This is a genomic window from Streptomyces corchorusii, from assembly GCF_001514055.1.
Taxonomy (GTDB): domain Bacteria; phylum Actinomycetota; class Actinomycetes; order Streptomycetales; family Streptomycetaceae; genus Streptomyces; species Streptomyces olivaceoviridis.
This window is the reverse complement of the sequence record NZ_KQ948355.1, coordinates 152,885-176,667: the sequence shown is the minus strand read 5'-3', so window position 1 is coordinate 176,667 and position 23,783 is coordinate 152,885. Positions and strand designations below refer to the sequence as shown.

Here is a 23,783-nt window from a genome sequence, read left to right as displayed (position 1 = left end):
TGGGACGCGCGGGTTACGCGAAGGTCTTGGCCAGACGGCGCAGGCCCTCGCCGATCTCCTCGGGGGAGTGGGTGGTGAAGGAGAGGCGCAGGGCGGCCGGGTCGGGGGTGCCGGCGAAGAACGGGGCCCCGGGGACGTAGGCCACCTCGTGGCTGACGGCGACCTGGAGGAGTTCGGTGGCGTCGTGGCCCTCGGGCAGTGTGACCCAGACGAACATGCCGCCGGCCGGGTGGTTCCAGCGGCTGCCGAAGGGCAGCGCGGTGGGCAGCCCGCCCAGGAGGGCGTCGCGGCGTTCCCGGTAGGCGTCGCTGATGGTCCGGATGTGGGCGTCCAGGTCGCTGTCGCGCAGGTAGCGGGCGGCCACGGCCTGGTCGACGGTGGAGGTGTGCAGGTCGGCGGCCTGCTTGGCGATGACGCAGGACCGGCGGATGGCCGCGGGGGCGCGGAGGTAGCCGAGGCGCAGGCCGGGGGCCATGATCTTGGAGAAGGAACCGAGCAGTATGGTGCGGTCGGACGCGGCGGGGGACGCGGCGATCCAGGGCACCTGCTCACCGTCGTAGCGGAGTTCGCCGTAGGGGTCGTCCTCGACGATCCAGAAGCCGTGCCGGGCGGCGGCCTCGGCGACGGCGGTGCGCCGCGCGGCCGGGAGCGTGCGACCGGTGGGGTTCTGGAAGGTGGGGACCAGATAGAGCAGTTTGGCCGGTTCGCGCGCGGCGATCTCGTCCAGGGCCTCGGGGATGATGCCGTCGTCGTCGGTGGGGACGGGGACGACACGGGCGCCGGCGAAGCCGAAGGTCTGGAGGGCGGCCAGGTAGCAGGGGTCCTCGACGAGCACGACGTCGCCGGGTTCCAGGGCGGTCGCGGTGATGAGGGTGAGGGCCTGCTGCGAGCCGGTCGTGATCACCAGGTCGTCGGAGTCGGTCGGCAGTGCGCGTGCCGTGAGGCGCTGCGCGATGGCCTCGCGCAGATCGGCGTCACCCTCGGTGGTGGAGTACTGGAGGGCTCGGCGCGGGCTGTCGGCCAGTACGCGGTCGAAGGCGGCCTTGAAGCCGTCGATGTCGAACAGTTCAGGAGCCGGAAGTCCCCCCGCGAAGGAGATCACCTCGGGGCGTGCAGTGAGCGACAAGATGTCCCGTACCGGCGAGGAAACGACGTTGGCCAGGCGGGAAGCGACTGCGGGCGGGGGAACGGGAGGCTTCATGCGGCAAGCATATAGAGATCCAGGTGCCTGTCCAGGCCATGGATGGGGCGGGAGTCATTGCGTGAGAACAGCCGGATTCGCCCGCTCCGGTTCTTCTCCGGCTCACTATTCGAGACTTCCATGCCGTATCGGGGGGTTGTGTACGGGGAGCGTTTGACTTGTTTTCGGCGATGGAGTCCGGACGCACGCACCGGTTGCGGAGGGTGGATCGTCGCCGCAGGTGGGCGGCTGTGGACGGATCGCGTTCGGCGGGGGAGCGGGGGATCGCCCTTCGCGGTGAGGGGAGGGGAAGGGGTGCGATCCCGACATCTTTCGACGGCACGTCGGCCACGCTGGCCGAGAGTTTTCCATTGATTGGCCGACTCGGATGTGTCTATCGTCGGCCCATCCTGCCGGAAGAACGGTATTGACCGGCGGCACGGACAGTCGAAAACGGAAACGGGGGTTCCGTTCGGGCCGTGCACAATCCCCGTCCGTATTTTCCTCCACCGAGTTGGGCGATCTCGCATGCCCGGACTCGGTGAGACGAGTGAGGGGCAGAAACGCGCATGTCATTCACCATTCCGAGCGATGAGGTCGTCGTCGTTCGAACTCCCGAGGAATTCCTCGCGATGCCCGAGGACTACCGGGAGATCGCGATCCGGGGAATGATCGTCAACACCGAGGGTGAACTCTCGGGCGGCGACGACTACGTACAGGTATTCCTGCCGCTGGCACCGAACGCCGAGGAGCGGCAGGTCTGCGCGGAACGAGCGGTCGAGGAGTACGACCACTACAAGATCGGCAAGCGCGTCCTCGGCGACATCGGCATCGACACGGCCTACATGGAGAAGCAGACGCTGGCCGAGCGGAAACTCTTCGCGGGCCACGAGTTCCACGAGTGCACCACCTGGGCCGAGCGCGGCATCTTCTCCTACATCGGTGAGGAGACGGCGATGGTGATGATCTCCGAGTTCGCGCAGAGCAGCTACAAGCCGTGGGCCGAGGCCGTCCGCACCATCATCCTCGACGAGAAGGTCCACATCGCGCACGGGGCGCGGGTCTGCCGCAACCTGGCGGCGACGGACGAGGGCCGCGAGGAGCTACAGCGGGCGCTGGACCGGCTGTGGCCCGGTTTCGAGCGCATCTTCGGCAGCTCGCGCTCCGAGCGCTCCCGCATGGCCGTCCGTTACGGACTGCGGCAGACGACGAACGGGCAGGCGCGGGACATCTGGCGGGAAAAGGTGGCGCCGCGCATCAAGAACCTGGGGCTGAGGGTTCCCGAGTAGGGCGGGACGCGCCCGGAGAGCCGCGTGCCGGAAGCGAACACATCAGCGCGTTCCGACGATCCCCGAGGACGAGGAGCACCTCCCCATGGCAACACCTGTCACGATCGGCAAGCGCCCCCTCACCCGTAGGGAGGCCAAGGAGCGCACGGCCGCCCTGCTGGCGGAGCGGCCGGACCTGGCCGACCGGCTGCACCGGCTGCGCCGGCTCGGACGTACCGTCCGCTCGTGCGAGGTCCACCTGACCAACACGTGCAACATCCGCTGCAAGGGCTGCTGGTACTTCGAGGGCGGCTTCGACACGGCGGTCAAGGAACTGTCCGACGTCGACAAGATCAAGGCGTTCGCCCGGAAGCTGCGCGACGACGGCGTCAACCAGGCGACGCTGATCGGCGGCGAACCCACCCTGGTCCTGCGCCGGGTGGAGGCGTTCGTCGAGGAGCTTCCCTACATCACCATCTCCACCAACGGACTGCGGCCGATGCCCATGCAGGGCTTCGAGCACATCGCGGTCGCCGTCAGCATCTTCGGCGGCGGCCCGCTGGACGACGACCTGCGCGCCATCCGTGTCAACGGGTCGAAGTTCACCGGCCTGTTCGACACCGCGCTGTCCCACTACCGCGACGACCCCAGGGTGCTGTTCATCTTCGCGCTCTCCGAGGCCGGACTGCCCTACCTGGAACCGACGGTCCGGAAGATCGCGGACAACGGCAACATCGTCACGTTCAACTTCTACAGCGAGCACGGCTCCGACCACCCGATCCAGATCGAGAACGAGCGCCGGGTCCTGGAGGAGGCGCTGCGGGTCAAGGAGCTGTACCCGCAGACGGTGGTGAGCCACCCGTACTTCATCCGCACCCTCATCACCGGCACCTCCCACTGGGGCGCCCGTTTCGGGTACGACGTCTGTCCGAGCCTGAGCGTGGACCACCCGGCCCACGAGGAGCGCGTCGCCAACGGCAATCCGGTGATCCCCGGCTTCGCGGCCTGGGGCGCCGACTACGAGTCGCTGCAGTTCTGCTGCACCTCCGGCGACTGCGGCGGCTGCCGGGACAGCCAGGCCGTCTACAGCTGGCTGGTGGTCAGCGCCCACCGGTTCCTGGACAGCGCGGAGCGGCTGGAGGAGTGGCTGGACATCACGGAGAGCTACTGGCGGCAGTGGCACTGGTCGCCGTTCCACGCCGCCAAGGCGGCGGCGTAGCCGCGAACCGAACGGCTCACACCCCACGACGTCCCGCACGAGAAGGGCCCATCACCCATGCTTGACCACGCCGCGATCGAGAAGTTCGTCAAAGACGCCCTGGTGGAACTCGGCGTCGACGAGGCGGACGTCGTCCCGGAAGCCGCACTCGACGACCTAGAGATCGACTCGCTCGACATGGTCGAACTGGCGCAGACGATCAAGAAGGATCTGGAGGTCCCGGTGAAGCCGAAGGACTTCGACGGCATCGACACGGTCGGTCAGGTCCTCAAGCTCTGCTACCAGAAGGCCGGACTTGAGTGACACCGCGACGGGGGCGGTGGTGACGGGCTTCGGCGCGGTCACCCCGCTCGGTACCGGCGCCGACGCGCTGCACGAGCGGGCCGTCGCCGGGGAGAGCGCACTGCACGACGGGCTCGGCTCCTGCCACGGCTTCCGCGCCGTGGACCACCTCTCCCGTCACCTCGTACGCCGCACCGACCGTTTCACCCAGTTCACGCTGGTGGCGGCGGACGAAGCGCTGACGCGGGCCGGCTGGACCCCAGGTGACCTCCCCTACGACGCCGCGCGCGTCGCCTGTGTCATCGGCTGCGGACTCGGCGGCACGGCCAGCTTCGAGGCGCAGGGCACGGTCATCGCGGAGCAGGGCGCCGAGTACGTGTCGGCGCTGATGGTGCCGCAGATGATGGCCAACGCCGCCGCGTCGCACCTGTCGATGCGGTACGGCTTCAAGGGCGAGTCGCTGTGCGTGGCCTCTGCCTGTAGCAGCGGTGCGCAGGCCATCGGCACCGGGCTGCGGCTGCTGGCCGCCGGTGCGGCGGACGCCGTCGTGGTGGGCGGTGCGGAGGCGTCGACGTCGGAACTCGTCAGCGCCGCCTTCCGCAACGCCGGGGCGCTGTCCCCCACCGGCCGCTGCCTGCCGTTCGACACGGACCGGGACGGCTTCGTCATCGGGGAGGGCGCGGGCGTCCTCGTCCTGGAGACGGCCGGCGGCGCCGCCCGGCGCGGCGCCGAGGCCCTCGGCGCGGTACGCGGCTATGGCGCCACCTCCGACGCCCACCACCTCACCGCCCCCGACCCCGGCGGCGGCCCGGCCGCCGAGGCCGTCACCCAGGCCCTGCGCCAGGCCGGGACGGCGCCCGGAGAGCTGGACTACCTCAACGCCCACGGCACCGGCACCCTCCTCAACGACCGGCTGGAGTGCGACGCCCTGCGCCTCGCCCTCGGCGGCGACGCCCTGGCCCGCATCCCGATGTCGTCCAGCAAGGGCGCCCTCGGACACCTCTTCGGGGCGGCCGGAGCGGTCGAGGCCATCGCCACCTTGCAGGCGCTGCGCCACGGCGTGGCCCCTCCGACCGCCGGTCTGCGCCGGCCGGACGAACGGCTCGGCGAGCTGGACCTGATCCGGACGGCACGCGAACTGCCCGGCGGCGACCGACCGCGGGCGGCCCTGTCGACCTCGTTCGGTTTCGGCGGCCACAACGCGGCGCTCGTGCTCTCCACCCCCTGACAGAGGAAAGGCCACAGCGTGATGCTCGGTTTCGAAGGACGCCGCTATCTCGTGACGGGGGTCCTCAACGACGACTCCATCGCCTGGCACACCGCCAAGGCACTCCAGGAGACGGGCGCCGAGGTACTGCTGACCGGGTTCGGCCGGACGCGACGGATCACCGAGGCCGCGGCAGCCGGATTGCCGCGCCCCACCGACGTCCTGGAACTCGACGTCACCCGGCCGGACGACCTCACCCGGCTGGCCAAGGACCTGGAGAGCCGGTGGGGCGCGGTCGACGGCGTCCTGCACGCCATCGCCGCCGCCCCCCAGTCGGCCCTGAGCGGCAACTTCCTCACCACCCCCGTGGAGAGCGCCACCCACGCCCTGCACACGGCGGCCGTCTCACTGCACGGGCTGACCGTCGCCCTGGCCCCGCTGCTGGCCAGGAACGGAGGCAGCGTCGTCGGGCTGGACTTCGACTCCTCCGGCGCCTGGCCCGGCTACGACTGGATGGGCGTCAGCAAGGCCGCGCTCGGCGCCGTCTGCCGCTATCTCGCCCTCTACCTCGGGGACAGCCGCATCCGCGTGAACCTCGTCGCCGCCGGACCCGTCGAGACGGTCGCGGGGTCGGCCATCAGCACCTTCGACACCATCGCCGACCGCTGGGAGCGGGACGCGCCGCTCGGCTGGGACCGCGCGGACGTGCGGCGCCTCACCGGGCCCGTCCTCTTCCTGCTCTCCGACCTCGCCGCCACCGTCACCGGTGAGATCGTGCACGCCGACGGCGGTATGCACGCCGTCCGCATGGGCGTGGGCGGCCAGACCTTCCGGAAGGAGGCCGCACGATGACAGCGGCGATCACCGGCATCGGGGCCGCGCTGCCCGAACGCACCGTGCCGAACAGCTACTTCGAGGCGATCGGCTCGTCCGACGAGTGGATCGTCAAACGGACGGGGATCAGGGAGCGCCGCTTCCTGCCCGAGGACGGCCGACTCGCCGACCTCGCCGTCACCGCCGCCCGAACGGCGCTGCGGCAGGCCGGACGGGACGCCGCCGATCTGCGGCACGTCGTCGTCGCCACGACCACCCCCGACCGGACGACACCCGGGCTGGCGGTGGAGGTGGCCGCACGACTCGGCACGCCCCAGGCCGCCGCCTTCGACCTGCACGCGGCCTGCGCCGGCTTCGTCTACGCCCTGGATCACGGGACGGCGCTCATCGAGTCCGGGCGGGCGCGGGCCGTCCTCGTCTGCGGGGCGGAGGCGCTGACCCGCATCACCGACCCCGCGGACCGGTCGACGGCCGTCCTGCTCGGAGACGGCGCCGGCGCCGTCGTCCTCACCGACCTCCCGGACGCCCCCGTCGCCCCCGCCTTCCACCTGGCCTCCGACGGCGAACACATCGGGCTGCTCTACGCCGACCGCCACGACCGCAAGCTCCGCATGGACGGCCCGGAGATCTTCGTCCACGCCGTGGACAAGATGAGCGACGCCACCCGGCGGGTGCTGGAGCGGTGCGAGCTGACCTGCGACGACGTCGACCTGTTCGTCGCCCACCAGGCCAACGCCCGCATCGTGAAGGCCGTCGGCAAGGAGATCGGGGTGCCACCCGAGCGTCTGTTCCTCAACGTCGACCGGGTGGCCAACACCTCCTCGGCGTCCATCCCCATCGCCCTGGCCCACGCCCAGGAGGACGGCCGGCTCGGGCCGTCCGGGGTGCTGGGCGTGGCCGCCTTCGGCGCGGGCATCACCTGGGGCGCCGGCGTGCTCGGCTGGCGGCTGGGGTGAGCGCCAGGCGACCCCGCCTGCCGCTGCTGGGCGACATCACGACCCCCGACGGCGCGCGGCTCACCGTACGGGTGCAGGCGCGGGACGACGACTCAGGCGCCCCCGTCGTCGTCCTGCTGCCCGCCATGGGGATGCCCGCGCGCAACTACCTGCCGTTGGTGCGGGCGCTGCACCGGCAGGGCATGACGGTGGTGACGACGGACCTGCGCGGGCAGGGCGAGAGCGTTCCGGTGCCCGCGCGTGGCGTCCGGTTCGGCTACCGCGAGATCGTCGAACACGACATCGGGGCCGTCCTCGACGTCGTCGACGCCGCCTACCCCACGGCCCCGCGGCTGCTGCTCGGGCACAGCCTGGGCGGGCAGTTGGGGCTGGTGCACTGCGGGCTGTTCCAGCCGCCGCACCTCGACGGCGTCGTGCTCGTCGCCAGCGGCTCCGCCTGGTACCGGGCACTGGGACGGAACGGGGCGCGCTGGCTGGTGCGCGGTCAGCTCAGCGCCGCCGGGGCCGGGATGCTCGGGTACTGGCCCGGGGACCGGTTCGGGTTCGGCGGGCGGCAGCCGGCACGGCTCATGCGGGACTGGGCACGCCAGATGCGCACCGGCCGCTACACCGTGCCCGGGGCGCGGGCGGACTACGAGCGCGCACTGCGGGCGGTGACGTTGCCCGTCCTCGCGGTCGACGTCGAGAACGACACCCTGGCGCCGCCGACGGCCGTGGACCACCTGTGTGCCAAGATGCCCGCCGCCCGCATCGACCGCCTCCACTACACGAGCGCCGACGCCGACCACCGCCCGCTGGACCACTTCCGCTGGATACGGCACCACGGCGGACTCGTCGAGCGCATAGGGGCCTGGGCGGCGCAGGTCACCACCGCCTCGGGGCGGGCGGCCTGATGCCGGGGGAGTCGCTGCCGTCGGGTGGGATGCGGGCGGGCGGGGATGCGGGCGGCGCGGGAGGAGTCGCTGCCGTCAGGGTGCGACGCGGGCGGACGAGAACGCCGGGCGACGCGGATCGCCACCGCCTCCGGCCCGGCGGAGTATTCGAGGTCCGCTGCCGGGTGCGCGCCCCCGGCCCCCGGCTCTCCCGCCCGCGTGCTGCACAACCTCCGGCCGATGACGGCCCGTTGGCAACCGTGATCGACCTGAGTCGCTGACGCCCGTTCCCCGTCGACCCGTCGTACCGGAGGATCCCCCGATGCACCCCGAGCCCTCGCACGACCCCGGCACCGTACCGGCCCTGCTGGCCCGCAGCGCTGCCGCGTACCCCGATCGTCCGGCCCTGCGGCTGGACGCCGACGAGCTGACGTTCGCCGAGCTGGACGACCTCAGCTCCCGTGCCGCCGCGCGGCTCCGCGCCCTGGGCACGGCACCCGGCGACCGCGTCGCCGTCCTCCTGCCGAACAGCCCCGTCTTCGCGGTGCTGTACTACGGCATCCTGCGCGCCGGGGCGATCGTCGTCCCCCTCAATCCGCTGCTGAAGGCCGGGGAGATCGAGCACTGCCTCAAGGATGCCGAAGCCGCCCTCCTCTTCTCCTGGCACCAGGGCGCGGAGGAGGCGGTGGAAGGCGCCCGCCGGACCGGCACCCCGCACCTCGTGGTCGAACCGGAAACCTTCCTCGACGGGTTGCGGGCGCACCGTCCGTCGGCGCGCGACGAGCCGCGCTCGCCCGCCGACTCCGCGGTCGTCCTCTACACCTCCGGAACCACCGGCAGCCCCAAGGGCGCCGAACTCACCCACCACAACCTGCGCCGCAACGTCGACGAAGGCGTGCGCGTGCTCCGCCTGGGCCCCGCCGACGTCATCTTCGGCGGACTGCCGCTCTTCCACTCGTTCGGGCAGGTCATGGGGCTGAACTGCGCGGTGTCGGTGGGCGCCTGCCTCACCCTGCTGGCGCGCTTCACACCGGCGGACGCCTTCTCCGTGATCCAACGGGACCGGGTGACCGTCTTCCTGGGCGTCCCGACGATGTACACGCTGATGCTGCGGCTGGCACAGAGCCCCGAGTCCGAGCCGTACGACCTCTCCACCTTGCGCGTCGGCCTGTGCGGCGGCTCCCCGCTGCCCGTGGAGGTGCTGCACGCGTTCGAGAAGACGTTCGCCTGCGCCGTACTGGAGGGGTACGGGCTCTCGGAGTCGTCGCCGCTCGCCTGTGTGAACCGCATCGACCGCGAGCGCGTCGCGGGCACGATCGGCATTCCGATCGACGGCGTCGAGATGCGCGTCGTCGACCGCCAGGGCAGGGAACTGCCCGACGGCGAGGTGGGCGAGATCGTCATCCGTGGGCACAACGTCATGCGGGGCTACTGGCACCGGCCGCAGGCGACCGCCGAGACCGTACGGGACGGCTGGCTGCACACCGGTGACCTCGGGACCCGGGACGCCCGGGGGGACTTCCGGATCGTGGACCGCATCAAGGACCTCGTCATCCGCGGCGGGTACAACGTCTATCCGCGTGAGGTGGAGGAAGTCCTCTACACCCATCCGGCGGTCGCGGAGGCAGCCGTCATCGGAGTACCCCACGACGTCCACGGACAGGAGGTCGCCGCCGCCGTGGTGCTGCGCGCCGGGACGTCCGCCACGCCGGACGAGCTGCTCGGCTACGTCCGTGAACGGGTCGCGCCCTTCAAGTACCCGCGCATCGTGTGGATCACCGACTCCCTGCCGAAGGGCCCGACCGGCAAGATACTCAAGCGCGAGATCGTCCGACCCGAGCCGGACGCCGACTGAGGCGCTCCACCGTGCCGCGCCCGGCTCCCACGGTCCAGGACGGGAAGCCGACGCGCCGTCGTCACGGACAGGGGGTCCGCTCGCGAGCCCTACCGTCAAGGTCGCCGTCGTCCACTCCTCGTCCCAGCGCCGGCGTCCACGCCTTGCTCGCCACGCCCTGGCCGCGTACCTCAACCACTACCGCGATCCGGTCGTCCGCCAGGCCGCCACCGGCCTCCTGCCACCGCCCGTCCTCGCCCACGTTGCGCTGCGCGCCGAACTCCGTGCTGGGCACGAGCGCCAGGGACGAACCGCGTGCAACGCGATCGCGTCCGGTCCTCCGCCACCCCCGTGGGCGAAGAACCGGACGCGATCACGCGTGGCGCCGGGTCAGCAGTGCGGTACTTCGGCGGACGGCCTGAAGACGTCCCAGCTGGACCAGCCGGTGACCCCGGTGGCGTTGTTGCGGTGGTAGTACCAGCTGATGGTCAGGCTGGGGTTGGCGGCGGGCCCGTCCTGCCAGCAGTAGACGGTCGCTCCCTGACCCGCGTACCCGAGGCCCTTGATGGTGGACGAGCCGTTGGCCTGGGCCCGGATCCGCACCCCGGTCCCCAGGTAGTCGCCCGGAGCGGCGGCGACGGCCCGCGGGGCGGTGCCGGACGCGGCAGGGACCCCCTCGGCGGCGCCGGCAGCCGACGCGGGCAGCAGCAGGGCGGCCGTGGCGCCGAAGACGGCGAGGGTGGCGGCGTACAGACGGTGACGGCGACGGATGCGTGTGCTCATGACTGCTCCTGCGGCCGGGTCAGCAGGTGCCGACGGCGAGGTACGGGACGACGACGTCGTACCGGCCCCAGCCGGTCACGTGCGTGGTGTTGTCCGTGTGGTAGTACCACTCCTGGCCCGCCACGACGCGGCCGCAGTGGACGGTGACGTCGTGGCTCCCGTAGCCGTAACCGACCGTCGTGGAACTGGTGCTGGGCTGGGTGTGGATGCGAGCACCGTCCACCAGGTAGCGGCCCGGCGAGGACTGGGCGCCGAACGCCTTCGCCGGTGCGGCCGTCGAGTGGGCGGCTGGTGCGGTGTGGGCCGTGGCGGTCCCCGCTCCGGCCGTCAGGAGGGCTGCGACGGCGGTGACGCCGAGCAGTCCGCGAAGCAGTACGTCGTGATGAGGCACGATGTGGTCCTTCCCCCTGCGGTACGTGCTGGTCACCCACCACTGTTCGGTACGCGCCCTGCAAGGAGCTTGATAGTTTCTTGCAGGGGCGCTCAGACCGGTGTCGGGCGGGACAGCCGCGACGGCCGGCCTGGGCCCGGCGAGACCGCGCGGGACGGAGACCGGCATGAGCATCGGATTCACCCTTCTGGGCGATGTGACCATCCGCTCCCGCGGGGCCGAACTCGCCCCCGGATCACCGCGCCAGCGCTGCGTCCTGGCACTGCTCCTCATCGACGTCAACCGACCCGTGTCCGCTCAGACGCTCCTCACGCGGGTGTGGGGGGACGACGTCCCGCCGCGTGCGATGGCCTCGCTCTACAGCTACGTGTCGCGGCTGCGCGCCCTGCGCTCGGATCCGGCCGACGCGGAGCGGTGGGACATCGTGCGGACGCCCGCCGGGTATGTGCTGCGGACCGACAGCTCGGCCGTCGACCTGTTCCGTTTCCGCTCCTTGGTCGAGCAGGCACGGGGTGCGAACGACCCTCGGGAGGCCGAGATCTCGTACGGCCGGGCGTTGGCGCTCTGGCAGGGCGAGCCGTTGGCCGGGCTGCGCTCTCCCTGGCTCGACGCGTACCGTCTCACGCTGGCGGAGGAACACCAGCGGGCCCGGCTGGACTACTACGAGCTGCTGCTGAACCGAGGCCGGCACGTCGACCTCGTCCAGCCCCTCGCCGCGCTCGCCGCCGAGCAGCCACTCGACGAACAGGTGGCCCACCTGCACATGCTGGCCCTGTACCGGACGGGACAGCCCGCCGCTGCCCTCACCGCCTACGAGCAGTTGCGGCAACGGCTCGTGGAGCGGCTCGGCACCGACCCCGGCCCCCAGTTGCAGCAGCTCCATCAGCGGATCCTCGTCTTCGACGACGCCCTCGCCGCACCTGCGGCCGAAGCGCCCGAACGCCGCACACCGCGCCAACTCCCCGCCTCCCCCTCTGGGTTCGTCGGCCGGGACGACGCGCTGCGGCTCCTCGACGCACGGGAAGGCCGCGCCGACGACACGGCGCCGGACGTCCGTGTGATCGCGGGGATGGCCGGAGTCGGCAAGTCGTGGCTCGCTCTGCGCTGGGCACACCAGCACGCCGACGAGTTCCCCGACGGCCAGCTCTACGCCCAGCTGAACGGCTTCAGCCCCAGTGTCCGCCCCACCGACCCCGGCGACGTCCTGCACCTGTTCCTGATGGCTCTCGGGGCGGCCGAGAGCGAACTGCCCGCCGACACCGAGGGCCGCGCGGCGCTCTATCGCACGCTGATGGCCCGGCGAAAGATGCTGGTCGTTCTCGACAACGCTCGCGACAGTGCACAGGTCGTGCCGCTCCTGCCGGGGACACCTGGGTGCAGGACGCTCGTGACCAGCAGGAATCGGCTGAGCAGCCTCAAGGTGCGGGCCGGCGCGGACATCGTCGGCCTCGGCGTGCTGTCGCCCGCCGAATCGTCGCGCCTCTTAGCCAGCCGGGCGGGAGACGACCGCGCCGCGTCCGAGCCGGCCCTGCGCGACATCGTCCGCTGGTGCGCCGGGCTGCCGCTGGCCCTCGACATCGCCGCCGCGCATGCGGACGGCCTACCGGGCGCCTCCCTCGACCAGCTCGCCCAGGACCTGCGCGATCCGAGCGCCCGCCTCGACGTACTGGACACCGGGGACGTCTCCGTCAGTCTCCGCGTCCTGTTCGCCGCCTCGCACGCCGCGCTGGACGCAGAACCGGCCCGCGTGTTCGGGCTGTTGGGGCTCCTGCCGCACCAGGACGTGTCCCTGGCCGCGCTGGCCCACTTCATCGAACGTGACCCGACGCGGACCCTGCGCACCATGCGCGTCCTGGAAGAAGCCTGCCTGGTCCGCCAGCACCGACCGGGCCGCTACCAGATGCACGACCTGATCCGGCTGTACGCCGAGGAGCAGGCGACCGGCCTGACCGCCACGCAACGCGACCGGCACACGCGCCGTCTCGTCGGTTTCTACGTGTGCACGGCCCAGGCGGCGCACCGGGTGCTGGAGCCGCACCGCACGGCACAGGACCCACCCGCACTCGGCGACCCGGGGCCCGCTCCCCTCGCCTTCGGCGACGCGCAGGCCGCGCTGGCCTGGTTCGACGCCGAGTACGCCTGCCTCCAGGAGGTCATCGCCATCGCCGAACAGCGCGGCATGAGACTGGAGTTGTGCCGCCTGACCTGGGCACTGCACACGTTCCGCTGGCGCCGCGGGCTGTTCGAGGAAAGCATCCGGGCCTGGTACACGGCCCTGGACGCGGCCACCGGCCTGGACGATCCGTCTCTGACGGCCCACACCCGCCAGCGGCTCGGCGTCGCCCTGGCGCAGGCGGGGCGCTACGACGAAGCCCTGCCCCATCTCGACGAGGCTCTGGAGCGGTTCCGTGCCGACGGCGGCACCGCGGGCCTCACCCGCACGCACCACTCGCTCGCCGAGGTCCACGTCCGCATCAACGCCTACGAGCGCGCCCTTCCGCACTTCGCGCAGGCGCTGGAGGGATACCGCGCACTCGGGGATCAGGTGGGCGAGTCCAACATCCTGAACGGCACCGGTTGGGCGTTGGCCCGGCTCGGCCGGTACGCGAGCGGCGAGGCACACTGCCTCCAGGCGCTGCCGTTGCTCCAGATCCACGAGGACGGCGAGGGGCAGGCCGCGACGTGGGACACGCTGGCGTACATCGCGCGGCGCACCGGCCGGACGAGTCGTGCCCTGGACGCGTACCAGCAGGCCCTCACCCACTTCCAGGCCATCGGCAACGCCAACCGGGAGGCCGACACGTGGGCCTCCCTCGGGGACATGCACGCCGATGCGGGAGAGCACGACGCGGCACGTCGGGCCTGGGCGACGGCGCTGGCCCTGTACCGGGACCAGGGCCGGGCGGCGGAAGCACGCGAGGTGACCGAGCGGTTGGCGGCACGCACCGAGCCCTGACGGGGACGGCTCGGTCGCCGGACCTCGATGATCGATTGCCTGGTCCGCCAAGCCGAGGTCCCCACCCTCACCGGACAGCCCTACCGCACCCGCCGGCGGCGCGGACTGCCGAACAAGGACAAGGGCACCGGACACCGGTGGGTCACAGGGCCCGCCAGCAGTACAGCCGCAGTTCACCGGTCATCGACCACGGCTCGGCGAAGCCGGCGAGGGCGTTCCGCGTCGCCGTGGCGAGGGCACCGACCAGGGTGTCCGACAGGCTGACCACGAACGGCGGGCCGTCCTCCGACTCCGACAGCAGGCGTCCGGACCGCGGGCGTTCGCCGGCCTCCTCCCTGGTGCAGTCGGCCATGAGGGCTTCGAGCTGGGCGATCGCGACGACCGGGTCGATGTTCTTGAGGATGACCACGTCGAGATCCGCCTGCCCCGGCCCTCCCGAAGTCCGGAGGACCGCGACGGCAGCTCGGTCGTCAGCGGCGGAGAAGCAGTCGCACAGCGCCATGCCGCCGATTCCGGCATCCGCGGCTGACAGTCCCACGCACCGATAGCCTGCACCACCATGATGCGCGCATGGATTCTGCCGGTACTGCTTCTGCTCAGCGGCTCAGCCCTCGCGACCGGGCAGATCATCAAGGGGAACCCCGGCACAGCCGCAGCACTCCTGCTGGCGTTCCTGGCATTCGCCGGCGTGAACTCGCCCCTGATCTTCCCGAGGTCGATCGGTGCACGGGAGGCACAACGGCGCAGCGCGGTCGACGGCCGGCCAGTCGTCTTCTGGCGTCCCGGCTGCAAGTACTGCATACGACTGCGCATCCGCCTGGGCCGCAGCGCCCGCCGGTTGCACTGGGTCGACATCTGGCGTGACCCGGCAGGAGCCGCCGTGGTGAGGGCAGCCAACAACGGCAACGAGACCGTGCCGACCGTCGTCGTGGCGGGCCGGCCGCACACCAACCCCGATCCCGCATGGGTACGCGAACAGCTCTCCCCGTCCGCGTGACCTCAGGACAGCATTGGAGCACCGCAAACTCTCCCTCCGCGAGCGCGGAGGCGACGAGTGGCCGAGCGAGGTCACCTTCGACGTGTACTGGGACGACGGACTCAAGCACGCCGACGACGATCGCGGACTGCCTGTCGGGTCTCTCCTGGACACGGGTGCTCGACACGTGCCGGTTTCTGATCCCAGCTCTGAGGCGGGTCCGGCGATGGCCTGATCACGGGGTGGTGGACGGTCGCAGTCACTACGCTGAGCGCCTTCACACCTCGGGAGGCTGGCTTGGTACGGCGGAACACACTCGGGCAGGACTTCCGGCGGTTGTGGGGCGCCTACGCGGTGAGCGCGGCCGGCAGTGCCGTCGGCATGGGGGCGTTGCCGCTGATCGCCCTCCTGGTGCTGGATTCCTCGGCGCTCCAGGTCTCTGTGCTGGCTGCGTTGTCCGCGGTGGCCAGTGGGGTGATCGCCCTGCCGCTCGGAGTGCGTATCGAGCACCAGTACAAGCGGCCCGTCATGATCACCGCCGATCTGGCCCGCTGCGTGGTACTGACGAGCATTCCGGTCGCCATGGCGTTCGACACGCTCACCTTCACCCAGCTGTGCGTCGTCGGCGTTCTCCAGACGGCGGCATCCGTCGCGTTCGACGCGGCGAGCGGCGCACACCTCAAGGCACTCGTCCCGCCCGAGTACCGTCTCCGTGCCAACAGCCTGTTCGAAACCACCAATTGGATCAGCGTCAGCGCCGGCCCACCCGTCGGCGGGCTCCTGATCGGGGCACTGGGCGCGCCCGCCGCCACGGTGGTCGACGCACTGTCCTTCCTCGGATCGGCCCTGGGCATCCGTCGCATCCGCCGGCCCGAACCCGCGCCACCGCAACGCGCCGCCGCCTCTCACCTGGGCCGTGATATCACCGCCGGCTGGCAGTACCTCCTACGGCACCCAGGACTGCGCCCGCTGTTCTTCAACGCGCTGCTCTTCGGCGGATCCGTCATGATGGCCTCACCGCTGATGGCCGCCCTCATGCTGGACGACCTCGGCCTGGCACCGTGGCAGTACGGACTCGCCCTGGGACTGCCCTGCCTGGGCGGCGTGCTGGGCTCACGCCTGACCCCGCTGCTCACCCGGCGATTCGGACAGCGTCGCGTCCTGCTGCTGTCCGGTGTCGCGCGCACGCTCTGGACGATCTTGCTGCCCCTGACGCCCTCCGGCGCCCTCGGTGTGTTCGTCATCGTGGCCGCCGACTTCGGCCTGCTCTTCTCCGCCGGGGTCTTCAACCCGTCGTTCACCACGTACCGCATGGCGGCCACACCGGACGCGTTCATGTCCCGCGTCGCCACCTCCTGGTCCGTCGGCTCGAAGACGTGCCAGGCCGCCTTCATGATCACCGGTGGCCTCATCGCCGCCGCAGCGGGGGTACGCGGCGCCCTGCTCACCGCCGGCCTGCTGTGCATGGCGAGCACGCTGCTCCTGCCATGGCGTAAGGCACGCGTCCCCACCGGGAACGTTCCGGCCCCCACGCCGGAAGCGGTTCCGTCCCCGGCCACGGAAGGCCCCTCCGCGTAGCGGTTCAGCCGGATTGCAGCGATGCGGGGGAGCGGCTCCTGCTCGACTGGGAGGCGGGGCCGGCGGGACGCGTGAGATATTCCTTGACACGAATATTCCTCGTCGAGAATACTCCGGAGCGTGGACGCACTCCTCACCGCGCTGGCCGACCCGGCCCGCTGGCGGCTCGTGGGCCTGCTGGCCGAGCGGCCTCGCTCGGTCGGTGTTCTGGCCCAACTCGCCGGGGCTCGCCAGCCGCAGACGACCAAGCACCTACAGGCCCTGGAGCGCGCCGGTGTCGTCATCTCCAGGCGCACCGGCCAGCGCCGTGTCTACGCCCTCCAACCGAGCGCACTACGCAAGCTGGCGGCCACGCTCGACCGGCTCGCGGACACCGCGGATCAGGCCGGTGGCCCGGGAGCCGCTCATGCCCGCTATGAGCTCAGCCGTGACGCGGAACGGCTCGCCGCGCGGCAGCCGGGATGGGCCGACGACCGCTCGCTTACGTTCCTGCGGCCCCTGGCAGCGGATCCCGAGCTGGTCTGGCGCCACCTGACCGAGACGGCGCTGCTCGCCCGATGGTGGGCTCCTGAGGACCTCCAGGTCTCCGACCTCGTCTTCGAGGCGTGGCCGGGCGGACGGATCGCGCAGGAGTACCGCGATGCCGAGGACACCGACGCGGTCGTAGGACGGGCAGAGGGAGTCGTCGACGACGTACACCCCCACGAACGCCTCGCCTACCGGCTTTCCCCGCTGCTTCCCGACGGCGGCCATGCCTTCACCGCCCACATCGACCTCCACCTGCGGGCGACGCGAACCGGCACGGACCTCGACGTTCACTGGCGGCTCGCCGACAGCACCGTCGACTCCGCCGACTTCATCGCAGGCATCGAGATCGGCTTCGGCCAGAGCCTGGACAAACTCACAACGCTCCTCGCCGCGAGCTCGCACGACACCGTCGCCACCGACCGCACACCCCCGACACGAGGAGCATGACATGACCGAGCAGACCGCCGGCCGCCGAGTCGTCACCAACATGGCCCTCTCCCTCGACGGCCGTTACGCCGGCTCCGACCCCCAGGACATGAGCTGGGTCATGCCGTACGCCGTCACCGACGTCGCCCGCGACCACCTGACCAGCCTCTGGCAGCCGGCGACGACGGCCCTGCTCGGACGGGTCAACGCGGAAGGCTTTCTCGGCTTCTGGCCCACCGTCATCGGCATGCAAGGCGCCGACCCCCGGGACGAGGGCTTCGCGAAGTGGCTCGTCGAGACCGACAAGGTGGTGCTCTCCTCCACCCTTCGCCAAGCGCCGTGGGAGCGCACGACGGTCGTCGACAAGCCGACCGCCCAGGCGGTCGCGGACCTCAAGGCGACCGACGGCGGTGACATCCTCGTGCTGTCCAGCGCAAGCGTCATCCAGGCCCTGCTGGCGGCCGACAAGGTCGACAGACTGGCCCTCACGGTCTTCCCCGTCGTCCTCGGCGACGGCCCGCGCCTCTTCCAGGACGGACTGCCCGCGGGGCGGTGGGGGCTCGTCAGCCAGGCCGTCGGCGAGCACGGCACGCTGGCCCTCGTCTACGACCGGCTCCGCTGAACCCACCCGCCGGCTGACCGTTCGCTGCCACGGGCAGCCATGAACAAGGACGGGCAGCGTCACGCGGTCCAAGGAAGCGAACCAAGGCCACCCACACGAGGGCCGACAGGTACACGGCCACCACCAGGCGAGGACGTCTCCCGAGTCCAACCGGCCGCGGCCTCATGGCCGGGTGCGGGCCCACGCACACAGCAGGCGGCGCCCGACCCGGGAGATCGGCCGCCCCGTGTCCCGCCACGGAAGCGATCCCGCCGCGTTCATGCCCGGCCCGCCGCCCCACGGCCCAACACCGCCAGAGGTCAGGCCGTGGCCTCGACCAAGCGCTTCATGCCAGGCTGGTCGGTCACGCACCCCACCAGACCCAGAGCGCGGGCCAGCGCCAAGTCGCGTTCGTCGTTGACGGTCCAGGCCATCACGTCGATACCGGCGGCGCCGCACCTGTCCACGATGGCCCGGTTCAGCTGGCGCAACTCCACACTGACCAGAGTGGAACCAGCCTGCTGAGCACGGCCGACGAAGGTGTCACGGTGGGCACTGGCCCCTGCCACCAGCACGGTCCGGGCCTGCGGCAGCAGACTGCGGACCTCGATCAGCGCCGCGTCGTGGAACGACAGCACGGAGACCCGATCCAGCAGGTCACGGTCGGCAAGCACTTTGGCCAACGACCGGGCAGCGGCCACGTCCTTGATCTCCGCCTGGATCGGCAACGTCGGCCCGACGGCGTCCAGCACCTCCCCGAACGTGGGGATCCGCTCACCCAGACCGGCATCGAGCTCCTTGAGCTTCGCCAACTCCTGCTCGGCGATCGGACCGGAGCCGTCCGTCGTACGGTCCAGGGTCTCATCGTGCATGACGACCAACTCGCCGTCCCTGCTCAGATGCAAGTCCAGCTCAATGCCGTCCAGCCCTTCCCGTTCGGCCCGCAGGAAAGAGCGCAAGGTGTTCTCCGGCTCGGCGGCCATGACACCGCGGTGGCCGATGGTGAAGAAAGACACTCGGTTGCCGTCCTCCGGTGTGGTGATCCCGGGCAGCCGCACAAGCGCCGTACCCCCGCCAGGCAGCGGGCGACCACCCGCCAACGGGCCCAAGCCTAACGGGCCCCGTCCAGCCGCACGTTCCCACCCGCCCGGACCACGCCGGAACGCGCCTCGAATCAGCACGGCATTGGGAACGTGAAGCTGCCCGCGTCCGTCCGGTAGGGCGTCGTGACTGCGGCAGCCGCGGCCGGGCGGCCGGCCGGGTCCCTGGTGGCTGCGGTGCGGGCACCTTCAGGCGGCCTGCTGGGAGGCGGCCGCGTCGGGGTGCAGGTCGTCGAGGGTGAGCAGGTGCGCCGGAGGATCGGGAAGGACGACCTGGCGGGTGAGGCGGAGATCGGGGCCGACGTGGAGCAGCTCGCCGGGCTCCATCTCGCGCCAGTGCGGATTGTCGTCCATACGCTCGCTGGCGACGACCACGGCGGGGTGCTCGGCAAGGTGCGATGAGTAGACGCGCATGCGACCGTGGGTGCCGCTGTGGTCGAGATGCCGGTCGCCGTGCTGGCCGCCCGCCCGGCGTTCGAGGACGTAGAGGTCGTGGGTGTCCGGGTAGCGCAGGGCCCACAGTTCCTCGGGGGTGATGAGGATCAGGTTGATGGCGTAGACGGGCAGGTTGTCGGCGATCCAGTGGGCGGCGTGCCGGATGCCCGCGGTCACGTCACCGCCATGCCGCCGGGTCTCCCGGGTGATCAGGGCGAAGAACCGCTCGGAGTCGGTGTCGCCCTTCACGAGCGACCGGTCCTCGCGCAGGTGGTCGTCGAGCTTGTCCAGGCCCTCGATGACCCCGTTGTGGGCGAAAAGTCGCCCGTCCTGCTCGAAGGGATGGGTGTTGCGGACGTCCAGGCTTCCGGTGGAGGCGAAGCGCACATGGGCGATGAAGGTTGCCGATTCGACCTCGCGCGCCTCCTCGGCGAAGGTGCGGTCGCGGTAGGCGGCGGTGGGGGCCTTGTCGATGCGCGGGGTGCCGTCGGCGGTGAAGTGGCCGAGGCCGGTGCCGTCGGGATCGCGGTGGCTCTGCCGACTGAGGCTGTCGGGGGCGTCCAGGAGCCAGAAGGTGGCGCGGGTACGGAGCGGGGCGCTGCTGAGACCGAAGAGACGGCACACGGCATTCCTCCAGAGGGATCGGCCGGCCCTTCCTGGCTCGCGCAGGGCCGGCGGTTCGTGCTCTGTCGTCGGTGGCGGCCGGGGTGCGCGCCGTGGGCGAAGCCATGATCATGTTCTTCTCGGGGGGCTAACGTGCTGCATCGCCAAACATACTCGTCCCTTCTGAGGGGTTTGTCTGCTTCTGGCGGGAGTCCCAGGTAGGGCCGGTGACAAACCAAATGGATCTGTCACAGACGGCGGGGAGGCCCTGCGTGCTGGCCGGGTCGGCACCCCCGGCCCAGAAGACGTCACCGCGCTGCACCGACACCTGCGCAAGGCGTTCGAGGACGGCAAGAACGAACCGGGCGCCGCCGACTTCTACTACGGCGAATGCGAGATGCGCCGCACAGTCAACTCGGTCGTCTTCCGCTCCCACCTCCTCTCCTTGGGAGTCCAACTTGGGAGGCAGCCCCCGGGGCCGTGGCGTTCGCGTCGTTCACGAGTTGCGGCGGCACCGGTTGCCGGTGGTCAGTGACGGTACGCGGTGGTCGCGATCCCGATGAAGGATCGGATCAACGGGTTGGTGTCACCCTCGTTCCACACCGCAACCACTCGGCTCGGCGGCATGTCGATCAGCGGCACCACGGTCAGCTCCGCGGGCAGGTCGTGTCCGAGCGGGGCCAGACCGACCGTGCCGTTCCACAGCACGGCTTGCATGCATTCCTGGACGGCGCGCACCTCTGGGCCCTCGCGAGGTCTGCCCCCGTTCCAGTACGACTGCCAGATGGGATCGGTGCCCTGCGGGAACTGGAACCAGCGGCGGTCGCTCAGTTCCGCCAGTCGCAGCTCGTCGCGGCGGGCCAGCGGATCGTCGGCGCGCAGGACCACGCCGACCGGATCGGTCCGCAGTGCACGCACCGTCAGGGCGGTCTCGTCGAACGGCGCCCGGGTGAGGGCGACGTCGACCAGTCCGGCGCGCAGACCGCAGGTCGGGTCGGTCAGATCGGTGTCGCGGACGCGGATGTCGATTGCGGGGTGGTGTCGACGGTAGGCGGCGGCCAGCCTGGCCACTCCCGGGTCGGTGCCGTCGCCCAGGATGCCGATGGTGATGGTCGCGGCGCCGGCCGCCGCGCTCACGCGCACCCGGACGCGGTCGGCGTGTTCGAGCAGGGCCCGTGCCTCGTCGAGCAGCACCGTGCCCGCCGCAGTGAGCGTGACGCCGGCAGGCGAGCGGGCGAAGAGCAGGGCCCCGACATCAGCCTCCAACTGCCTGATCGCCCGGCTCAGCGGCGGCTGGCTCATGTGCAGCCGGGTGGCGGCCCGGCCGAAGTGGAGTTCCTCGGCGACCGCCACGAAGTAGCGCAAGGTCCGTAGCTCCACGCTGCAACGATACCCACGAGGTATCGGCGCCGCGGGACAGGTCTTGGACACGGGCCGGTACCCGGCGGTGAACTCGTGAGCATGACCGAAGAAGCCAAGACCAGCGAGCCGCAGACCCACCCCGCTCTGTCGGTGGTGGGCCCCGGCGATGGCGAGATGATCGTTCTGGGCACCACGCGCATGCGGATTCTGGAGGACGGCAGTCACACCGGGCACCGCCTCGCGATCGCCGAGTCCGTCCTCGCCCCGCACACCCAGGGACCGCCGCAGCACCGCCACGCCCGACACGACGAGGGCTTCTACATCCTGTCCGGCACCGTGCGGTTCACCGTCGGGGACCAGGACTACGACGCCACCACGGGCACCCTCGTGATGGTTCCGCCCGGTACCCCGCACACCTTCGCCAACCTGACCGACCAACCCGCCCTCATGCTCAGCACGTTCACCCCCGACCTGTACGTGCAGTACTTCCGGGACCTCCAGGACGTGCTCGCCGACGGCCGACCGCTGACACCACAGGCCAACATCGACGCGATGAGCCGCTACGCGACCGAGCCCGCCACCGACCTCGCCTGAAGCCGACGGCACGGCACGGCCTGGCCCGGCCACCTTTCGCCTCCGGGTCCCTCCAAACGACGGACCGGGCCTTCACCAGGGCTCTTCTGGTGATCGACGCACTCGACGGGTCCCCGTGAACCGGTGGCCCATGAACGGTAACCATGAACGGGAACCATGAACATCGCCTATTGGACCATCGCGGGACTGCTCGCCATCTTCTACGTCTACGCAGGCACGCTGAAGGCGATCCGCAGCCGCGATCAACTCCGGCCGATGATGGCCTGGGTCGACCACATGCCCTTGCCAGCCCTCAGGGCGCTGGGGGCGGTCGAGATACTCGGCGCGGCCGGCCTGATCCTGCCGCCACTGACCGGCATCGCTCCCTCGCTCGCGCCGGCCGCGGCCATCGGCTTCGTCCTCCTACAGGCCGGCGCGATCACCGTCCACCTGATGGGCGGAGACCGCCGGATCACACTCAACGCCGGGCTCACCGCTACGGCGGCCGTGACCACCTGGCTTGCGACCCGGCTGTGACCTGTCGACGAACGGGCTCGGGGAGTGCGCGACCACGTCCGGTAGCAGGGAGCGGGGGCTCCCCTTGAGGTCTGGGTGGGCGGCGACGTCGCGCCCCGGCGAACCAGCCTGGGAGGGTCCGTTGAGCGCATCCACGGCGATAACAGGGACAGCCAGCGCCAGACCGAGCGTGTCGGTGACCAGGTGCCGCTCGCTGCTTCGCTCTTCTTGCCGGCGCCGATGCCCTGGCTGACCTCGGCGACGCGGATCAGCGTGGCCAGGGGCACCGGGGCGGGCGACCAGCAGCGGTAGTAGGCGAGTTCACCGGTGGTGCGGTTGCGGCGGATCAGCAGCCGATGACTGCCGGGCCGCCCTTCGGCCAAGCCGACGACGGCCCGGCCGTAGTAGCGGTGCCCCTTGGCACCGGCCCCGGCCAACAGCTTCTGCCAGGCCCGCTTCGGCACCTTCCCGGCCAGGGCGTCCGCGCGCAACTTCCCCGCACCGGTGGTGACTTCGGCCGAGCAGGCGACGGCAAGTACGAAGCCGACCCCGCGTTCTTGCAGCGCGGCCCGCAGTTTCGGGTTGCCGGCGTAGACCTCGTCGCCCGCGAACCAGCCCACGCGGTACCCGGCGTCCAGGAATCGGCCGATCATGCGGGCGGCCGGGATGCAAAGCTCCCGGTCGACCGCCGCGTGTCCGCGCAGACGAGGTAGCCCGCGACCTGCGCGTTTTCGATCCTCCCGGCGGTGCCGGTGTATTGGCGCCGGACGCCGACGGTGTGCGTGCCCTTCTTCACGTCCCCGGTCTTGCCGACCACCAGCACCGCATCCTCGTCGCTCAGATGCTCCAGCACGCACTCACGCACGTCGTCATGCACGCGGTCGGCATCCCACCCGGCCCGGCCGAGCAGGTGCTGTATGCCGGCCGGCAACGGCGGCCGTCTCCCTCTTTACGCCGTCCAGCAGTTACAAGCGGTGGTCCCGCCCGCGGAGGCCGTGAGCAAGCCGGGCCAGATCGCTCAGGAGCTGGGTCGCGATCTCCTGGTCGAACGCTTCGCCATCCGCCGCCCGCTCCTGGACCCACAGCCGGCTGACTTCGACAAGCCGGGACTGGCCGGCAGCGGCAAGTGGGGCCGCTGCGAGCACGAACACTCCCGTCGACGCGGCGACGACACCGGCCCCTGCGTCATGTGCTGTGCGACAGCAGGGACGCCCATCAGCAGATTTGCGACGACACCCTTCCAGGCAGCGCTGACGTCGCAAATCTGCCAGCCCTTGCCCCGCTCCGCCTGCTGCACTGATCA

Annotated in this window: 23 protein-coding genes and 2 pseudogenes; 16 read left to right on the top strand and 9 right to left on the bottom strand. The window is 71.2% G+C overall.

The genetic code is table 11. From position 1 onward, the window contains the following. Positions 1 to 13 precede the first annotated feature (13 nt). Complete coding sequence (locus AQJ11_RS13655; protein ID WP_208616501.1) at positions 14 to 1,201, bottom strand: aminotransferase-like domain-containing protein; 1,188 nt, start codon at positions 1,199 to 1,201, stop codon at positions 14 to 16. 548 nt (positions 1,202 to 1,749) lie between these two features. On the opposite strand from AQJ11_RS13655, the gene AQJ11_RS13650 reads away from it, so the two are divergent. The 8 genes from AQJ11_RS13650 (at position 1,750) to AQJ11_RS13615 (ending at position 9,673) form a co-directional block, all read left to right on the top strand. Continuing rightward, positions 1,750 to 2,469, top strand: a complete 720-nt coding sequence (locus AQJ11_RS13650; protein WP_244218221.1) for a Phenylacetic acid catabolic protein — start codon at positions 1,750 to 1,752, stop codon at positions 2,467 to 2,469. An 85-nt stretch (positions 2,470 to 2,554) separates the two neighbouring features. Further along, on the top strand, positions 2,555 to 3,667 hold the full coding sequence (locus tag AQJ11_RS13645) for a radical SAM protein (RefSeq protein ID WP_058079020.1): 1,113 nt from the start codon (positions 2,555 to 2,557) through the stop codon (positions 3,665 to 3,667). A 57-nt stretch (positions 3,668 to 3,724) separates the two neighbouring features. Further along, positions 3,725 to 3,970, top strand: coding sequence for an acyl carrier protein (locus tag AQJ11_RS13640; RefSeq protein WP_014670327.1), 246 nt, complete (start codon positions 3,725 to 3,727; stop codon positions 3,968 to 3,970). Continuing rightward, positions 3,963 to 5,177 (top strand): beta-ketoacyl-[acyl-carrier-protein] synthase family protein, encoded by a 1,215-nt coding sequence (locus AQJ11_RS13635; RefSeq protein WP_014670326.1) that lies wholly within the window; start codon positions 3,963 to 3,965, stop codon positions 5,175 to 5,177. Before AQJ11_RS13640 ends, AQJ11_RS13635 begins: the two co-directional genes overlap by 8 nt. A gap of 21 nt (positions 5,178 to 5,198) precedes the next feature. After that, on the top strand, positions 5,199 to 6,008 hold the full coding sequence (fabI, locus tag AQJ11_RS13630) for an enoyl-ACP reductase FabI (protein WP_208616500.1): 810 nt from the start codon (positions 5,199 to 5,201) through the stop codon (positions 6,006 to 6,008). After that, a complete protein-coding gene (locus AQJ11_RS13625) occupies positions 6,005 to 6,946 on the top strand; it encodes a beta-ketoacyl-ACP synthase III (RefSeq protein ID WP_059263203.1) in 942 nt (313 codons plus the stop codon). The genes fabI and AQJ11_RS13625 overlap by 4 nt, the downstream gene beginning before the upstream one ends. Beyond that, the gene (locus tag AQJ11_RS13620) at positions 6,943 to 7,839 is read left to right on the top strand and encodes an alpha/beta hydrolase family protein (RefSeq protein ID WP_059263202.1); all 897 of its coding nucleotides are present in this window, start codon (positions 6,943 to 6,945) and stop codon (positions 7,837 to 7,839) included. The genes AQJ11_RS13625 and AQJ11_RS13620 overlap by 4 nt, the downstream gene beginning before the upstream one ends. 301 nt (positions 7,840 to 8,140) lie before the next feature. Continuing rightward, positions 8,141 to 9,673 carry a long-chain-fatty-acid--CoA ligase gene (locus AQJ11_RS13615; protein ID WP_059263201.1) on the top strand — a complete coding sequence of 511 codons (1,533 nt, stop codon included), beginning with the start codon at positions 8,141 to 8,143 and terminating at the stop codon, positions 9,671 to 9,673. Positions 9,674 to 9,734: 61 nt separating this feature from the next. Here AQJ11_RS13615 and AQJ11_RS49215 read toward each other — a convergent pair whose 3' ends face one another. From AQJ11_RS49215 to AQJ11_RS13600, 3 genes are all read right to left on the bottom strand, one after another. After that, positions 9,735 to 9,947, bottom strand: a complete 213-nt coding sequence (locus tag AQJ11_RS49215) for a hypothetical protein (protein WP_059263200.1) — start codon at positions 9,945 to 9,947, stop codon at positions 9,735 to 9,737. A 95-nt stretch (positions 9,948 to 10,042) separates the two neighbouring features. After that, the gene (locus tag AQJ11_RS13605; protein ID WP_059263199.1) at positions 10,043 to 10,435 is read right to left on the bottom strand and encodes a hypothetical protein; all 393 of its coding nucleotides are present in this window, start codon (positions 10,433 to 10,435) and stop codon (positions 10,043 to 10,045) included. Between the two features lie 19 nt (positions 10,436 to 10,454). Continuing rightward, positions 10,455 to 10,826, bottom strand: a complete 372-nt coding sequence (locus AQJ11_RS13600; protein ID WP_014670320.1) for a hypothetical protein — start codon at positions 10,824 to 10,826, stop codon at positions 10,455 to 10,457. Between the two features lie 166 nt (positions 10,827 to 10,992). Between AQJ11_RS13600 and AQJ11_RS13595 the strand changes: the two genes are divergently transcribed. Next, positions 10,993 to 13,782, top strand: a complete 2,790-nt coding sequence (locus AQJ11_RS13595; protein WP_059263198.1) for an AfsR/SARP family transcriptional regulator — start codon at positions 10,993 to 10,995, stop codon at positions 13,780 to 13,782. Positions 13,783 to 13,924: 142 nt separating this feature from the next. Here AQJ11_RS13595 and AQJ11_RS13590 read toward each other — a convergent pair whose 3' ends face one another. Further along, positions 13,925 to 14,320, bottom strand: coding sequence for a hypothetical protein (locus AQJ11_RS13590; RefSeq protein WP_244218220.1), 396 nt, complete (start codon positions 14,318 to 14,320; stop codon positions 13,925 to 13,927). A 21-nt stretch (positions 14,321 to 14,341) separates the two neighbouring features. Between AQJ11_RS13590 and AQJ11_RS13585 the strand changes: the two genes are divergently transcribed. From AQJ11_RS13585 to AQJ11_RS13570, 4 genes are all read left to right on the top strand, one after another. Then, positions 14,342 to 14,779, top strand: a complete 438-nt coding sequence (locus AQJ11_RS13585; protein ID WP_059263197.1) for a glutaredoxin domain-containing protein — start codon at positions 14,342 to 14,344, stop codon at positions 14,777 to 14,779. 276 nt (positions 14,780 to 15,055) lie between these two features. Continuing rightward, on the top strand, positions 15,056 to 16,336 hold the full coding sequence (locus tag AQJ11_RS13580; protein ID WP_059263196.1) for an MFS transporter: 1,281 nt from the start codon (positions 15,056 to 15,058) through the stop codon (positions 16,334 to 16,336). A 120-nt stretch (positions 16,337 to 16,456) separates the two neighbouring features. After that, the gene (locus AQJ11_RS13575) at positions 16,457 to 17,311 is read left to right on the top strand and encodes a metalloregulator ArsR/SmtB family transcription factor (protein ID WP_059263195.1); all 855 of its coding nucleotides are present in this window, start codon (positions 16,457 to 16,459) and stop codon (positions 17,309 to 17,311) included. 1 nt (position 17,312) lies between these two features. After that, positions 17,313 to 17,912 carry a dihydrofolate reductase family protein gene (locus AQJ11_RS13570; RefSeq protein ID WP_059263194.1) on the top strand — a complete coding sequence of 200 codons (600 nt, stop codon included), beginning with the start codon at positions 17,313 to 17,315 and terminating at the stop codon, positions 17,910 to 17,912. Positions 17,913 to 18,211: 299 nt separating this feature from the next. Here the strand turns inward: AQJ11_RS13570 and AQJ11_RS13565 are convergent, their stop codons facing one another. Both AQJ11_RS13565 and AQJ11_RS13560 read right to left on the bottom strand, forming a co-directional pair. After that, positions 18,212 to 18,907 (bottom strand): glycerophosphodiester phosphodiesterase, encoded by a 696-nt coding sequence (locus tag AQJ11_RS13565; protein ID WP_041664920.1) that lies wholly within the window; start codon positions 18,905 to 18,907, stop codon positions 18,212 to 18,214. A 273-nt stretch (positions 18,908 to 19,180) separates the two neighbouring features. Further along, entirely contained in the window at positions 19,181 to 20,050 is an 870-nt protein-coding gene (locus tag AQJ11_RS13560) for a class II glutamine amidotransferase (protein ID WP_059263193.1), read from the bottom strand. Between the two features lie 268 nt (positions 20,051 to 20,318). Between AQJ11_RS13560 and AQJ11_RS50975 the strand changes: the two are divergent. Further along, positions 20,319 to 20,564, top strand: a pseudogene (locus AQJ11_RS50975) (hypothetical protein); the annotation flags it as partial. On the opposite strand, the gene AQJ11_RS13555 reads toward AQJ11_RS50975, so the two are convergent. Further along, the gene (locus AQJ11_RS13555; RefSeq protein WP_244218219.1) at positions 20,558 to 21,409 is read right to left on the bottom strand and encodes a LysR family transcriptional regulator; all 852 of its coding nucleotides are present in this window, start codon (positions 21,407 to 21,409) and stop codon (positions 20,558 to 20,560) included. The pseudogene AQJ11_RS50975 and the gene AQJ11_RS13555 sit on opposite strands and share 7 nt — an antisense overlap. An 81-nt stretch (positions 21,410 to 21,490) precedes the next feature. Between AQJ11_RS13555 and AQJ11_RS13550 the strand changes: the two genes are divergently transcribed. After that, the gene (locus AQJ11_RS13550; RefSeq protein ID WP_208616499.1) at positions 21,491 to 21,985 is read left to right on the top strand and encodes a cupin domain-containing protein; all 495 of its coding nucleotides are present in this window, start codon (positions 21,491 to 21,493) and stop codon (positions 21,983 to 21,985) included. A 156-nt stretch (positions 21,986 to 22,141) separates the two neighbouring features. Then, positions 22,142 to 22,501 (top strand): DoxX family protein, encoded by a 360-nt coding sequence (locus tag AQJ11_RS13545; protein ID WP_059263190.1) that lies wholly within the window; start codon positions 22,142 to 22,144, stop codon positions 22,499 to 22,501. Positions 22,502 to 22,737: 236 nt separating this feature from the next. Here the strand turns inward: AQJ11_RS13545 and AQJ11_RS45775 are convergent. Further along, positions 22,738 to 23,408 (bottom strand): annotated as a pseudogene (locus AQJ11_RS45775) (IS701 family transposase); the annotation flags it as partial. Positions 23,409 to 23,783 lie beyond the last annotated feature (375 nt).

Bases quoted from the DNA above. Each gene is read 5' to 3' on its own strand.
- fabI (WP_208616500.1), top strand. From the start codon at position 5,199: ATGCTCGGTTTCGAAGGACGCCGCTATCTCGTGACGGGGGTCCTCAAC.
- AQJ11_RS13645 (WP_058079020.1), top strand. From the start codon at position 2,555: ATGGCAACACCTGTCACGATCGGCAAGCGCCCCCTCACCCGTAGGGAG.
- AQJ11_RS13655 (WP_208616501.1), bottom strand. From the start codon at position 1,201: ATGAAGCCTCCCGTTCCCCCGCCCGCAGTCGCTTCCCGCCTGGCCAAC.
- AQJ11_RS13650 (WP_244218221.1), top strand. From the start codon at position 1,750: ATGTCATTCACCATTCCGAGCGATGAGGTCGTCGTCGTTCGAACTCCC.
- AQJ11_RS13570 (WP_059263194.1), top strand. From the start codon at position 17,313: ATGACCGAGCAGACCGCCGGCCGCCGAGTCGTCACCAACATGGCCCTC.
- AQJ11_RS13640 (WP_014670327.1), top strand. From the start codon at position 3,725: ATGCTTGACCACGCCGCGATCGAGAAGTTCGTCAAAGACGCCCTGGTG.
- AQJ11_RS13615 (WP_059263201.1), top strand. From the start codon at position 8,141: ATGCACCCCGAGCCCTCGCACGACCCCGGCACCGTACCGGCCCTGCTG.
- AQJ11_RS13550 (WP_208616499.1), top strand. From the start codon at position 21,491: ATGACCGAAGAAGCCAAGACCAGCGAGCCGCAGACCCACCCCGCTCTG.
- AQJ11_RS13585 (WP_059263197.1), top strand. From the start codon at position 14,342: ATGATGCGCGCATGGATTCTGCCGGTACTGCTTCTGCTCAGCGGCTCA.
- AQJ11_RS13595 (WP_059263198.1), top strand. From the start codon at position 10,993: ATGAGCATCGGATTCACCCTTCTGGGCGATGTGACCATCCGCTCCCGC.
- AQJ11_RS13605 (WP_059263199.1), bottom strand. From the start codon at position 10,435: ATGAGCACACGCATCCGTCGCCGTCACCGTCTGTACGCCGCCACCCTC.
- AQJ11_RS13625 (WP_059263203.1), top strand. From the start codon at position 6,005: ATGACAGCGGCGATCACCGGCATCGGGGCCGCGCTGCCCGAACGCACC.
- AQJ11_RS13545 (WP_059263190.1), top strand. From the start codon at position 22,142: ATGAACATCGCCTATTGGACCATCGCGGGACTGCTCGCCATCTTCTAC.